The organism is Pseudomonas graminis (assembly GCF_013201545.1).
GTDB lineage: Bacteria > Pseudomonadota > Gammaproteobacteria > Pseudomonadales > Pseudomonadaceae > Aquipseudomonas.
On record NZ_CP053746.1, the window covers coordinates 792,522 to 805,594 of the forward strand.

Annotated in this window: 11 protein-coding genes and 1 pseudogene; 8 read left to right on the plus strand and 4 right to left on the minus strand. The window is 57.4% G+C overall.

What is annotated here, in order from left to right; translation table 11 throughout:
• The first annotated feature begins 232 nt into the window (after positions 1 to 232).
• From cysZ to FX982_RS03670, 6 genes and pseudogenes are all read left to right on the plus strand, one after another.
• The gene (gene cysZ / locus FX982_RS03645; protein WP_172609678.1) at positions 233 to 988 is read left to right on the plus strand and encodes a sulfate transporter CysZ; all 756 of its coding nucleotides are present in this window, start codon (positions 233 to 235) and stop codon (positions 986 to 988) included.
• A gap of 388 nt (positions 989 to 1,376) precedes the next feature.
• Positions 1,377 to 3,713: pseudogene (locus tag FX982_RS24500) on the plus strand (type VI secretion system Vgr family protein); the annotation flags it as partial.
• A gap of 1,669 nt (positions 3,714 to 5,382) precedes the next feature.
• Positions 5,383 to 6,057: a DUF2931 family protein gene (locus FX982_RS03655; protein WP_172609680.1), complete on the plus strand. Its 675-nt coding sequence runs from the start codon at positions 5,383 to 5,385 to the stop codon at positions 6,055 to 6,057.
• A gap of 21 nt (positions 6,058 to 6,078) precedes the next feature.
• On the plus strand, positions 6,079 to 6,303 hold the full coding sequence (locus FX982_RS03660) for a hypothetical protein (RefSeq protein WP_172609681.1): 225 nt from the start codon (positions 6,079 to 6,081) through the stop codon (positions 6,301 to 6,303).
• Positions 6,296 to 6,967 carry a DUF2931 family protein gene (locus tag FX982_RS03665; RefSeq protein WP_172609682.1) on the plus strand — a complete coding sequence of 224 codons (672 nt, stop codon included), beginning with the start codon at positions 6,296 to 6,298 and terminating at the stop codon, positions 6,965 to 6,967. Before FX982_RS03660 ends, FX982_RS03665 begins: the two co-directional genes overlap by 8 nt.
• Before the next feature lie 93 nt (positions 6,968 to 7,060).
• Positions 7,061 to 8,173 carry a hypothetical protein gene (locus FX982_RS03670; RefSeq protein ID WP_172609683.1) on the plus strand — a complete coding sequence of 371 codons (1,113 nt, stop codon included), beginning with the start codon at positions 7,061 to 7,063 and terminating at the stop codon, positions 8,171 to 8,173.
• A 625-nt stretch (positions 8,174 to 8,798) separates the two neighbouring features.
• Here the strand turns inward: FX982_RS03670 and FX982_RS03675 are convergent.
• Entirely contained in the window at positions 8,799 to 8,990 is a 192-nt protein-coding gene (locus FX982_RS03675; RefSeq protein WP_172609684.1) for a hypothetical protein, read from the minus strand.
• Positions 8,991 to 9,133: 143 nt separating this feature from the next.
• On the opposite strand from FX982_RS03675, the gene FX982_RS03680 reads away from it, so the two are divergent.
• Positions 9,134 to 10,312, plus strand: a complete 1,179-nt coding sequence (locus FX982_RS03680; protein WP_172609685.1) for a glycosyltransferase family 4 protein — start codon at positions 9,134 to 9,136, stop codon at positions 10,310 to 10,312.
• A gap of 108 nt (positions 10,313 to 10,420) precedes the next feature.
• Here FX982_RS03680 and FX982_RS03685 read toward each other — a convergent pair whose 3' ends face one another.
• The 3 genes from FX982_RS03685 to FX982_RS03695 all read right to left on the minus strand — a co-directional run bounded on the left by FX982_RS03685 (position 10,421) and on the right by FX982_RS03695 (position 12,731).
• The gene (locus tag FX982_RS03685) at positions 10,421 to 11,524 is read right to left on the minus strand and encodes an NADH:flavin oxidoreductase (protein WP_172609686.1); all 1,104 of its coding nucleotides are present in this window, start codon (positions 11,522 to 11,524) and stop codon (positions 10,421 to 10,423) included.
• 124 nt (positions 11,525 to 11,648) lie between these two features.
• Entirely contained in the window at positions 11,649 to 12,131 is a 483-nt protein-coding gene (locus tag FX982_RS03690; RefSeq protein WP_122536156.1) for a glutathione peroxidase, read from the minus strand.
• 114 nt (positions 12,132 to 12,245) lie between these two features.
• Complete coding sequence (locus tag FX982_RS03695) at positions 12,246 to 12,731, minus strand: FKBP-type peptidyl-prolyl cis-trans isomerase (protein ID WP_074884740.1); 486 nt, start codon at positions 12,729 to 12,731, stop codon at positions 12,246 to 12,248.
• Here FX982_RS03695 and FX982_RS03700 point away from each other — a divergent pair.
• Complete coding sequence (locus FX982_RS03700; protein WP_172612971.1) at positions 12,714 to 13,061, plus strand: DUF3565 domain-containing protein; 348 nt, start codon at positions 12,714 to 12,716, stop codon at positions 13,059 to 13,061. The two genes, FX982_RS03695 and FX982_RS03700, sit on opposite strands and share 18 nt — an antisense overlap.
• The last annotated feature ends 12 nt before the right edge of the window (positions 13,062 to 13,073 follow it).

Here is a 13,073-nt window from a genome sequence, read left to right on the forward strand (position 1 = left end):
GCAACGGTGAAAGTTGGCCGCAAGCTTATCGGGGCGGAGAAGATTAAGGAAATATCGTTTCACAATCCAGCTCATAGGCCAGCCCTATCCTCATCCTCCCCTTTGCGCATGCAGTCCTGCATAGACTTTACCGCTGCGCGATTGTTTCAGCGAATGTCTCACCCACGGCGGCGCTTCCGCCGTCGTAGCAAAGCCGGTAAGGTCGGCGCGATATCACTGCCTGGAGGCACACATGCCTGCACCCGTCCTGTCTGGCCCGCAATACCTGCGCGAAGGCCTGAAACTGGTCCTGAGCCCCGGTCTGCGCCTGTTCGTCCTGCTGCCGCTGGCGATCAACCTGGTGCTGTTCAGCGCCATGATTTACTTCGCCGGCCACGAATTCAGGTTGTGGGTCGACTCCTTCATGCCCACCCTCCCCGGCTGGCTCAGCTTTCTCAACTACATCCTGTGGCCGTTGTTCGTGGTGCTTGTCGCGCTCATGGTTTTCTTCACCTTCACCATGATCGCCAACATCATCGCCGCGCCGTTTAATGGCTTTCTCGCTGAAAAGGTAGAAGTAGTCCTGCGCGGGACGGATGATTTTCCCGCGTTCAGTTGGGGCGAGCTGGTGGAAATGGTCCCGCGCACTTTGAGCCGGGAGATGCGCAAACTGGGCTATTTCCTCCCGCGTGCCGTGGGCCTGTTCATCCTTTCGTGGATTCCCGTGGTGAACCTCGTCGCCGCGCCGCTGTGGCTAATGTTTGGGGTGTGGATGATGGCCATCCAGTACATCGACTACCCCGCCGACAACCACAAAATGAGCTGGCAAGACATGCTCGCCTGGCTGCGCGCCAAGCGATGGCAGAGCATGAGTTTCGGCGGGATTGTGTATCTGGTGCTGCTGATTCCAGTGGTCAACATTCTGATGATGCCGGCGGCGGTGGCGGGGGCAACGTTGTTCTGGGTGAGGGAGCGTGGGGCGGAGACGCTGGCAGAGCGGATTCGCTGATTTGTAGAAAAGGCCTCGATTGAGGCCTTTTTTATACTCACGTTTTTTTAAAAGAGTCGATCAGCGCTCTGGAAATCCAAGGTTGCTGCCGACTATTCGACGTATTTTGAGCAGCCCGTTTCGGGCAAGCTGGCTCGCGCCACATCAAACTGCACAACTCTGCTTCCGCCTTCAGCCGGGAGCGTCGGGCGGCTCAAACGCCTTTCCCCTTGCGATCTGTGTAGGGCATTTCCTGATCTCCATTAGGACGCGTCCCGTTCGTGTTTTGCCTATGGAATGACGGTGAGGAATGCCTCATCTTCGCCCGCTTCAGCCCCTGTCATGGATGAGTTGATCGGTTCTTTATGGACCGGTCGGGGGCGCATTCTCCTGCCATGGACGCTCATTCATGCTCACCGTATTGCCGCCTTTCTTCGATCACAGTCGCCATAAGCTTGTTGTTCATCGTTTGCCCTTTGCGCTCGACGTCTTGGCCTTCGAGGGCGAGGAACGGCTGAGTCAGCCGTTTCTTTATCGCGTGGAGTTTACCTCCGTCGAGCCGGACATCGGCGCCGAGCGGATGCTGGGGAAGACCGCTCAGTTCAGCCTGCATGCTGCGGCACATACGTTGCCTGTTGCGATTCGTGGCTTGCCGGTGCCTCGGGTTGAAGCGTTGCGGACGTTGCATGGGGTCATCACCGGCTTCAAGCGGCTGTCCGGTTCCGCTGACGAGGCGCGCTATGAAGTGACGCTGGAACCGCGCTTGGCGTTGCTGGGTCGCGGGCGGCAGTTCCGGATTTATCAGCATCAGTCGGTGCCGCAGATTGTCGAGAGCATTTTACGCACGCGGCATGATTTTGAGGGGCAGGATTTTCTATTCACGCTGGTGCGGGAGTATCCGAAGCGCGAGCAGGTGATGCAGTACGGCGAGAGCGATCTGGCGTTTATTTCGCGGCTGTTGGCCGAGGTGGGGATCTGGTATCGCTTTAGTAATGACGAGCGACTGGGTATCGCGGTGGTCGAGTTTCATGATGATCAGCGTCATTACGTCAGGCCTCGGGTGAGCTTGCCGTTTCGGCCGCAGTCGGGGTTGGGCAGCAGCGGGCAGGATGGGGTTTGGGGGCTGCAGGTCAGTCATGAGGTGGTGGAGCAGAGCGTTCACTTTCGGGCTTATCACCATCGGGATGCCAGTGCTTGGCTGGATGGGGATGTTGATCAGACCCGGGGTGACCCGACCACTTATGGCGAGGCGTATCACTATGCCGAGCCATATAAGGCCTTGGGCGACAAGCTGGATCAGGACGAGGATCTGCTGGGGGAAAGCGGGTTTTTCTATGGTCGGCTGCGGCATGAGCGGTATCTGAATGACCAGACTCGCCTGAGTGGTCTCAGCAGCAGCGCTTCGTTGGGATTGGCGCAGGTGCTGGCGATTTCCGGTGATGCGCCTCAGGCGTTTGAGCCGGGTGCTGTGATCACGCGATTGCAGCTGCGTGCAGCGCGGGATCGCAGTTTCGAGCTGACCTTTGAAGCGATTCCCTATTCCGAGAGCGTGTGTTTTCGGCCGCCGTTGCTAGCCAAGCCTGAGATAGCGGGCACTGTGCCAGCGCGCGTGACCAGTTCGCTGGCCAACGATCCCTACAGCCACATCGACAGCGAAGGTCGTTACAAGGTCAGCTTTCTGTTCGACCGCGATAGCTGGAAACTCGGTGAGGAAAGTCTGTGGCTGCGGCTGGCCCGTCCCTATGCCGGGGATACCCACGGGCTGCACCTGCCGCTGATCTGCGGCACCGAAGTAGCCATCGCGTTTGAGCAAGGCGACCCGGATCGGCCCTACATCGCCCATGCCCTCCATGACAGCCGACACCCCGACCATGTGACGCTGCTGCGCAGCGATTACAAACGCAACGTGCTGCGTACTCCGGCCAATAACAAGCTGCGGATGGAGGACGACCGCGGTAAGGAACATATCAAACTCAGCACCGAACACAGCGGCAAGAGCCAGCTAAACCTTGGGCATCTGGTCGATAACGAGAAGGACAAGCGCGGCGAAGGGTTTGAGTTGCGCACGGATGGCTGGGGCGCGATTCGAGCGGGAAGCGGGCTGTTTATCAGTGCGGATGAACAGAGCAAGGCGCACGGTCAGCAGCTGGACATGGACGCTGCAATCGACCAGCTTGAAACCGCGCTTTCCCTGGCCCGCACCATGGCCCAGGCCGCGAGAAGTGCGGGCGCCATTCCCGCCGATACAAGCGGCCAAACGCAACTGAACGATGCGCTCACCAATCTCTCCGAGCCCGGTCTTCTGCTGCACGCGCCGGCCGGCATCGGCATGGTCAGCCCCGAGGCCATCTGCGTGTCCTCCGGTCGTGAAAGCGTCGCCATCACCTCGTCACGCTCAACCGACCTCAGCGCCGGACGCAACATCACCGGCACCGCCGAAGGTGCGATCAGCCTGTGCGCCGTCACCAAGGGTTTGCAACTCAAAGCGGTTCAGGGCGACGTTCAGCTTCACGCCCAAAGTGCCGCACTGCACGCGCTCGCCCAAGACGACATCAAGATTGAAAGCCTGGCCGGCCGGATCGAAATCAGCGCCCCGGAAGAGCTTCTCCTGAATTGCGGCGGCGCCTTCATCCGCATCAAAGATGGCGAGATCGAGCTGGGCGCGCCGGGGAATATCTATCACCGTGCCGTTTACGTGCTAAAGGGCGGTGCCACCACGCTTACGACACCGGTGACGCCAATACCTTATGGCTATGGGGCGGGGTACACCCTGGTCGACGCGCAACAGGCCGCCGCCCGTTTCGTCCGTTACCGGATCACCACGCAGAACGGCGAAGTGTTCAACGGCGTGACCGACAAGGACGGCAAGACCATGCCCGTCCACACGATGTTGCCTGGAAACATCGCGATCGACTTTCCGCAGTCCGAAGAAAGGCTGAAGCCGCGTCCCACACCTGAACTGGAGGAGGAAGAAGAGGAAGAGGTTGAACTGGAGCAGTTGATTACGCTGCGCATCGGCATGTTCTTCGATGGCACGGGTAACAACCGGGACAACAGTGAAAAAGCACGCGCTTGCTATGCCCGTGACGTGAATCTCGCAGAGGCAGCGCCTGACATCGTCGCGTTCTGCCAGAAGCACGGCTTTGATGGCAATGGCGGCGCACCGGACGACAGTTTCGGGAATGACAGCAGCAATGTGGCGAAGCTGTTTGAGCTCTACAGAGACGACAGCGACAAGCAAATTCCAGATGAGGAGACAGAGGCCGCACTTCGAGTCTATGTCGAAGGCATCGGCACCAGTAGTACGCAAGGCGACTCGCTGTATTCCCAAGCCACCGGGCTCGGCGCGCAAGGGGTCAGAGCCCGCGTCGAGGAGAGTCCCGGGCTGCTTCTTGAAATCCTTCAGAGGTTTCAGCAGAACAATCCTGATAAGCGCATAAAGCGAATCGAATTCGACATCTTCGGATTCAGTCGCGGCGCGGCGGCGGCAAGGGATTTTGCGAATGAAGTACTAAAGGGAAAAGGCAGCGTGGTCGCCAAAGCCATCCCAGCCGGAACACCGGGCTTGGGAGACAGTTTTGCCTGGCGGCCTCAAACAGATTTCTGCATCAACTACATCGGCATTTTTGACACCGTGGCCGCCATTGCTGACTGGATGCACGGAGACTTCAGCGGTAATAACGCCATCAATCCCGGCATCGATATTCGGCTGGCGCCGGGTACTGCGCGAAAGGTTGTACACCTCGTTGCCAAAGACGAACGCCGCTATAACTTTTCGCTAAATAAGGCGAGCGGTGCCGAGATTCTTCTCCCCGGCGTGCACTCCGATCTGGGCGGCGGATATCTGCCCGACATGGTCGAGCGCGTGATGCTGAGCAAGCCTCGCAACAACGAAATCGCTAAAACCGCACCTAACCACAGCGCTGTCAGTTATCAACTCACCCAGCAAGACTTGCAACAGGTTGAAGCGATCTACGCCAACTACACCCTGCCGCTGGAAATCCGCACCTGGCATGTCGACGTCGCCAACAACGCCAAAGGCGATGTCTCTCACACTAAACGCGTTTATGCCGCAGTGAGCAGTCAGCGGGAAGTGCGCAACGATCTGGCGCTTGTGTATCTGCGCATCATGCGTGAGCTGGCGGTGCAACATGGCGTGCCGTTTCGAGAAGTCCCAAACGAGGATAAACGCCTTGCCTTGCCTTCTGAGCTCCTGCCCATCCACGAAAAACTTATGGCTTATGCGTTGGGAAAATCCGGTTCCTACGGTTTAAGCCCGGCCGAAGAGACATTGCTCTATCAACGCTATGTCCACCTTTCCTTCCACTGGAATCCGGCCAATGACTGGAACAGTAAATTCGATACCGTGGTCATCAACCGGTCTGATGAAAACTACCTGTGAACGGTGCATCACAATGAATAAGCACGCACTAGGCGTCGTACTGATGCTGCTGCTCACCAGTTGCACGACTGCTAGCAGCCGGTCAATGCCATATGGCGCATGGCGCCTTGGCTTCTTCGCTCCCGATTACATGGAGGTCTGGATTGAGACAGCCAATGTGTTGGATAACAGCGGTTATGTGATTTTTGAAGCAGGCAGGGGGATACCCTCAATGACGTATCCCCGCGCTTTTAGCAAAGGGATTCCCGAAGTGTTCAAGGGCGATCCGAAGGGATGGCCAGAACGACCCGGATGGGGCGCTGGGAAATACGTCAAGCGGGCGGATCTACCCAAAGAACTCTATATCCGCTGGCAATCACTGCTCGAACCACAGATCTACCACGCGCGCATCGACATCCCCGAATCAACCCGAGAGATTATGCGCAGGGGCGAAAAAACATTTTGTCGCTTCGACGCGAAATGGATCATCGATTACCGCAAAGCCATCGTCATCGGCCTGGCACCGGGCGGCATTGTAAAAGTTTGGGTAACAGGCCCCTGTTTGTCTCCCATTGAAGTGACAAGGGTGCAGGCCAAGATAGACCCGACCGGGCCAAGTGACGGCTTATCGGGTGGCAAGTTCGTTCAGCCATCGGCTGAGTCCAAAGCCTATGTTGAGAAATTCGGCATTCCATATGGTTCGTGGTGAGGAATTAAATGAAGGTGTTCATTGCCGGATGGACTACTGCCCGTTGCAGACGAGGTCACCGCTTACGGGTTAGGGAAGTCCAACGCCTACGCATTGGGTCCGACCGAAGAGACATTGCTCTATCAACGCTATGTCCAGCTCTCCTCCCACTGGAATCCGGCCAATGACTCGAACAGTAAATTCGATATCGTGGTCATCAACCGCCTAGGTGACAACGGTCTGCGCATGGTGCATCCCAATGAATAAGCTTTTGTCGCTCGCCCTGTCCTTGATGCTGCTCACTGGCTGCACTAACGCAAACAGTCGTTCAATGCCATACAACGCGTGGCGCCTAGGTGTATTTACCCCCGATTATATGGAGGCCTGGATTGAAACAGTCAATGTCCTGGACATCAGCGGTTATGTCAGCTTTGAGGCAGCCAGAGGCGTACCGTCCATTGGCTATCCACGGGCGCGAAGCAAGGGGATACCAGAAAAATTCAAAGGCGATCCCAAAGGCTGGCCCGAGCGCGTGGGATGGGGCAAAGGTAAATATCTCAAAGCTGACCTTCCTAAAGAGATGTATGTTCGCTGGCAATCGCTGGTTGAACCACAGATCTATCACGCGCGCATCGACATCCCCGAATCAACCCGAGAGATTATGCGCAGGGGCGAAAAAACATTTTGTCGCTTCGACGCGAAATGGATCACCGATTACCGCAAAGCCATCGTCATCGGCCTGGCACCGGGCGGCATTGTCAAAGTTTGGGTAACAGGCCCCTGCTTGTCTCCCATTGAAGTGACAAGGGTGCAGGCCAAGGTCGATCCGACCGGGCCAAGTGACGGCCTATCTGGTGGCAAGTTTGTTCAGCCATCGGCTGAGTCCAAAGCCTATGTTGAGAAATTCGGCATTCCATATGGTTCGTGGTGAATAGTCGCTCTGATATTCAGTTACCAAAATCGATGGCCAGTCATTCAAAGAATTCTTCTCCGCGTTTGAGTCGCGACATATGAAAGGGATGTTATGAATTTATTCAAGTTAACGGACAGTTCCAATTCCAAATTCTGCCTTGTCGTTCTCTTATGGGTAATCACGACGTGCACTCGCGCCGAAACCCACGCTTTGGAAGGACGATATTACCTGTACGGCGTGATGGAAATGGCGGCTGGACTGCAGCTGGAAAAAGACGGCACATTTACGGCGGGAGTCGAATATGGAAGTGCCAGTGGCTATGCGAAAGGGAAATGGTATGTCGAGGACGACGTCCTGACGTTAGAAAGCGAACCCACTCTTCGACCCGCTCATGAGCTTGCCTTCGACTCATTCAGGGAGCGGCCCAGGGATGCACTCTTGGAATACGCCATCCAGAATAAATACTCTTCATTGGATTTCTGGACGAGTCACTACATTTTGGAAATGCGTTACGCTCGTTACCGTGAGCCTCCTCGCATCAAGCCGGAGTTCGTTCACTTCCAATTTGACCATGGCCCCGCTGCCTCTATAAAGCTCACAGCTGACCCATCGTCCCGTGCAATGCTTCACTATGCCCCCAACAGAACAATAACAAAAATAGGGCTCAGCACTTCTCAAATCGCCGCCCCAACACGCTGGTTTGACGTATCACCCAGTAGTCAGATGTTTAATTTTTGGTGGAAAAAACCAACGAACCAGCCGATCACTTACACAGAACCTGATGAGTTCACGTTAGCTGAGGCCCATCGAAGACTCGAAGAGCAAGACGCTCAGCAAATCGACACTCACTACCTGGTCGAAGTCTTTCATTACGATCCGATGAAGCCGCCTCCCATTAAGCCGATGACGGTGTATTGGCAATTCAAGGACGGATCGACCGTATCGAGTGTCTGGACGGATTCGACTCAAGAAAGGATAGCCCTGCCCTACCAGGCCAACAAACAACTGGAAAAAGTTGGCGTGCGGATGGAGGGGGCGACCGAAGCCATTGAGTGGTTTGAGGTTACCCCGGAGGCGAGGTGGCTAATCGTAGAGTGGGACGCCAAGCCCAACCCGGCATACGGAGAGTTATCGGATCTGTTTCAGTATCTGCAACTAGACGTCACGCCCGGCTGCCTCTCTTTGGAGATAGGCGGCAGCACAGGTTGCTTCCGGCCTGGATGACCCAGCGCGACCTGCTAGCACGCTACACATAAAGCTGCGGCGGTGGCCAGGGAGACGTTGTTTTGGGTGAGGGAGCGTGGGGCGGAGACGCTGGCAGAACGGATTCGCTGATGAAGAGAAAAGGCCTCGAGTGAGGCCTTTTTTGTGTAAAACGCAGGTTCTATAAGTGCATCCACTCGCTCATACGGCTACAGGCCATGGCCGGAAAAATACATTCTGATAGCTTCAATCATGACAACGATAGTTATCACAACTACCCAGCACATTAAGCCCAGCATCGCCCATACGCCTTCGCCGAAGGTGGAACCGCACTTGCAACTTCCTTCGGCGTCTCGGTTTAGCTGGTTAATGAACGACTGCACTCTGAGCATGATCAGGAACTGTGCGAACGTCGAAATGACGGATATCGCTAGCGGGATAAGCCCAAGGCCTGCCGAAGCGCCACCGCCCGAGCCTGCTGCAATGCCATGGACAAACACGACAAGTGACGGGGCGAGCGCCGGAATCAACACCGCTTAAAACCACCGCTCATCTTGCGTCGTTTGTGATGGACCGACAGAAGAAGCCGGAACCCCACGCCCCCGCGTTCATGCAAGCACTGGCGCAGGCGACTCAGCCGTTCGTTTCACAAACCCTCAAGGCTGAATCTGCGAACCTTGCCAAGCCCGCTGAACCCCGTTCGCACCTGCAACTGACTAGCCTGAACCCAGTGCAGACGCACTACGTGCCAGAACCGGCTGCCTTCGAGCGCATCGGTGAGTCGCGGCTTGTGCCCTTCACCGTTGGCGGATAATGCACCCTTGGTCTGCGCAGTCATCCTCAAACCTGATCGGGGCGAGTGCCGTAACAACCGGTCAGGTTCGGACGAGGCTACTGCCAAATCCCAGCAAGCCATGTGCAGTCACAAATCCATCACTCAACCGCCACACAAGCGCAACGACCCGCTCAGAAACTGATCTCATGAGTAAATCCCTGCGCATTACCCTGATCACCGAGACGTATGCACCTGAAATAAACGGCGTGGCCAATACGCTCAGCCGTTTGTGCGACGGGCTGCGTCTGCGGGGGCATCGGGTTGAGGTGATTCGGCCGCGGCAGAGCGATGATGAAATGCGCGCGGCCGGGGAAGATTTGATGCTGTGCCGCGGCTGGCCGATTCCGGGATATCCCGGGCTGCAGTGGGGGCAGTCGTCGATGCACAAGCTGCTGCGCCGCTGGCAGCGCAATCGCCCGGATGTGCTGTATATCGCGACAGAAGGACCGCTTGGTCTTTCGGCGCTGCGTGCCGCGCGGCGACTGGGGATTGCCATCGTCAGCGGGTTTCACACCAACTTTCAGCAATACACGCGGCAGTACGGGCTGAGTTTCATCACGCGCCTGCTGACGACTTATCTGCGCTGGTTTCATAACCGCTCAAACGCCACCCTCGTGCCCAGCTTCACGCAGAAAACCGAACTCGAACGCCGAGGCTTCGAGCGACTGGAGCTGTTGTCGCGGGGTGTTGACTGTCAATTGTTTCACCCGTCGAAGCGCTCAAGTGCGCTGCGTGAGAGTTGGGGCCTTGAACCAGGCGATACGGCAGTTCTGCATGTCGGACGGCTGGCGGCGGAGAAAAACCTCGGCCTGCTGAAGACCACCTTTGACGGCTTGGTCAGCACCTATCCCGAGAAAAACCTGCGGCTGGTGATTGTCGGCGACGGACCGGTAAGGCCAACGCTGCAGCGTCAGCTCCCGAACGCTATTTTCTGCGGCACCCAGCGCGGGGATGCGCTGGCGGCGCATTATGCGTCGAGTGATTTGTTTCTGTTTCCGAGCCTGACTGAAACCTTCGGCAACGTGGTGCTGGAAGCGTTGGCATCAGGGCTGGGGGTGATCGCCTATGACGAAGCGGCGGCGGCCCAGCACATTCGCCACGGCCATAACGGCGCGGTAGCGATGCCTGGGGATGAAGACGGCTTCGTCGATGCCGCGCGGTGGATGCTGGAGGATGACGAGACGTTGCGCCGGGTCAGGCTGAATGCCCGGCAACACGCAAGTCGTCAGGGATGGGCCGGGATCATCGACTCATTCGAGAGTTATTTGCGGGCAGCGAGCGAGACGCGGGATGGGGTGGTTTTGGGGGTGGGAACGGGACAGTAGCGACCCAGCGATGTGTGCAGTCAGGGACAGATTAATTTACGGTGAAGCGCTGTAAATAAATCAGTCCCTTTCCTTTACCTTTCCTTTAAATAAATCAGTCCCTTTCCTTCACTCCAATCGGCCCAGCGCTTCACGGCTGAACGGCAAAATGTCGTGCTCGCGGCCTTCCTTCACTTTCAACGCCCAGTCCGGGTCGACCAGCAGGGCGCGGCCGACTGCGACCAGATCGAACTCCTCGTTGCGCAAGCGCTTGAGCAGATTTTCCAGGCTCGCGGGCTGGGCGACTTTGTCGGTGTTGACCATGAATTGCAAAAATTCTCCGTCGAGTCCGACGCTGCCGACCGTGATGGTCGGTTTACCGGTGAGCTTGCGCGTCCATCCGGCCAGGTTCAGGTCAGATCCTTCAAACTCAGGCTCCCAGAAACGTCGCGTCGAGCAATGGAAGATGTCCACGCCTGCGTCGGACAGCGGTCTGAGGAACGCGTCGAGCTCTTCCACCGTTTGCACCAGCCGTGCGCTGTAATCCTGCTGCTTCCACTGCGAGTAACGAAAGATGATCGGATAATCCGGACCTACTGCTGCTCGCACGGCCCGGATCAGTTCGATGGCAAAGCGTGAACGGTGCGCGAGGTCACCGCCGTATTCGTCGGTACGCTGATTGGTGCCTTCCCAGAAGAACTGATCGACCAGATAACCATGGGCGCCATGGATCTCGACGCCGTCCATGCCGATGGCTTTCGCGTCTGTCGCCGCCTGAGCGAACGCTGCAATGACCTCGTCGATGTCTTGCTTGCTCATGCCGTGAACCACAACGTTGCCGTCTTTTAGCTTCTCGGTCGGGCCATAGGCCGGCACCGTGCCGTCGGGCTCTGTGCCCAGACGGCGCACAGCGCCCACGTGCCAGAGTTGCGGCACGATCTTGCCGCCTTCTGCGTGAACCGCTTCAACGACTTTGCGCCAGCCCTCCAGCGCCGCTTCGCCAAAGAACTGCGGCACGTTGGGGTAGCCATTCGAGGCCTTGTGCCCCACCGTCGTGCCTTCGGTGATGATCAAGCCTACGCCCGCGGACGCACGACGACGGTAGTACTCGATGACTTTGGAATTGGGTACGCCGCCCGGTGAAAACGAGCGGGTCATCGGCGCCATGACGATGCGCGTCGGTAACGCGAGGCTGCCCATCTGGAAGGGTTTGAACAAGGCTTGAACAGGCATGCAGGCGTCCTCGGCATTCTGGAAATATGATGAAGGTCATACAGAATGAGCCGAAGCGCAGGGGATACGAAGCACTATTGACTGGAGTGATTAAGGCTCAGAAGAAGGACAGCGAATTGAAATACTAGGGCAGTGCCTTCTCGATCGCACTCACCACTTTGGCGTCATCCGGAAGCGTACTGGGTGAGAAGCGTGCCAGAACGCGGCCGTCCTTTCCGACGAGGAACTTCTCGAAATTCCAGGTGATGTCGCCAGGAAACTCGGCGCCTTCGCCCGCGAGCATCTGATACAGCCGATGGCGGTGCGGTCCATTGACTTCAAGCTTGTCGCCCAGCGGAAAGGTCACGCCGTAGTTGAGCGAACAGAACGTCTGAATCTCTTCCTGACTTCCAGGCTCCTGACCGGCGAACTGATTGCACGGCAGCCCGAGGACGCTGAAGCCCTGATCTTTGTATTTCTGATAAAGGGTTTCCAGCGCAGCGTATTGCGGCGTGAGGCCACACTTTGACGCGACGTTGACCACCAGAACCACTTTGCCCTTGAGCGGGGCGAGGGGCAGCTCCTGACCATCCAGAGCCTTCAACTTCAGCTCGTGAAATACACTCATGAAAACTCCCCTGGAAATCCTAGGCCGCAAAAAGCGCCCTGTCAGACCGCAAAAACAGATGTTTTCACAAGACCGCTAGGACGCCTGGCCAGCTCACTCAGCTTAGCAGGACAATCAGTGGTGATGACCACCTTCGCCGTGCACGTGACCGTGGGCCATTTCTTCTTCGCTGGCATCACGGATGGCAACGATCTTCACGTCGAAGTTCAATCGTTGACCAGCCAGCGGGTGGTTACCGTCGACAGTAACGTCGTCGCCGTCCAGATCGCGGATGGTCACGATCTGCATCTGGCCATCCGGGGCGGAAGCGTGAAACTGCATGCCGACTTCGAGCTCGTCGACACCTTCGAACATGCTGCGATTGAGGGTGCTGACCAGCTCGGCGGAGTATTCGCCGTACGCATCTTCAGGCTCGATGGCCACTTTCAGTTCGTCGCCGACTTCCTTGCCATCCAGCGCCTTTTCCAGACCCGGGATGATATTGCCTGCACCTTGCAGGTAAACCAGCGGCGCGCCGCCGGCAGAACTGTCGATGACCTCACCAGCGTCATTGGTCAGGGTATAGTCGATGGAGACAGCCTTATTGGCGGCGATCGGCATGGGGCGAGACCTTTTGCAAATAGATATGAGCGGCCAAGTCTAACCAAGCACTCGCGCGAAAGCGAACGCAACTCAGACGGACGGCCCCGATTGGAATCCCCGAAAGCCCCCTCTCCCCGCTCGATCATTACCGGCTTTGTTCAGGACCTGGACGGTCACTGGGTGGTTGAGCTGTCCTGCGGGCACACCCAGCATTTGCGCCACGACCCGCCCTGGCAATCCCGCGCCTGGGTACTGGATCCGGCGCAGCGCCAGGCAAAAATCGGCCAGTCCTTTCAATGCGGCTGGTGCGCGTCGAGGTCAGATAACGATAACCTTGGGCCCCGTTGAGACGCTGCGACT

Coding starts and splice junctions, on each gene's coding strand:
- cysZ (WP_172609678.1), top strand. CDS start 233: ATGCCTGCACCCGTCCTGTCTGGCCCGCAATACCTGCGCGAAGGCCTG.
- FX982_RS03655 (WP_172609680.1), top strand. CDS start 5,383: ATGAATAAGCACGCACTAGGCGTCGTACTGATGCTGCTGCTCACCAGT.
- FX982_RS03665 (WP_172609682.1), top strand. CDS start 6,296: ATGAATAAGCTTTTGTCGCTCGCCCTGTCCTTGATGCTGCTCACTGGC.
- FX982_RS03670 (WP_172609683.1), top strand. CDS start 7,061: ATGAATTTATTCAAGTTAACGGACAGTTCCAATTCCAAATTCTGCCTT.
- FX982_RS03675 (WP_172609684.1), bottom strand. CDS start 8,990: ATGACTGCGCAGACCAAGGGTGCATTATCCGCCAACGGTGAAGGGCAC.
- FX982_RS03680 (WP_172609685.1), top strand. CDS start 9,134: ATGAGTAAATCCCTGCGCATTACCCTGATCACCGAGACGTATGCACCT.
- FX982_RS03685 (WP_172609686.1), bottom strand. CDS start 11,524: ATGCCTGTTCAAGCCTTGTTCAAACCCTTCCAGATGGGCAGCCTCGCG.
- FX982_RS03690 (WP_122536156.1), bottom strand. CDS start 12,131: ATGAGTGTATTTCACGAGCTGAAGTTGAAGGCTCTGGATGGTCAGGAG.
- FX982_RS03695 (WP_074884740.1), bottom strand. CDS start 12,731: ATGCCGATCGCCGCCAATAAGGCTGTCTCCATCGACTATACCCTGACC.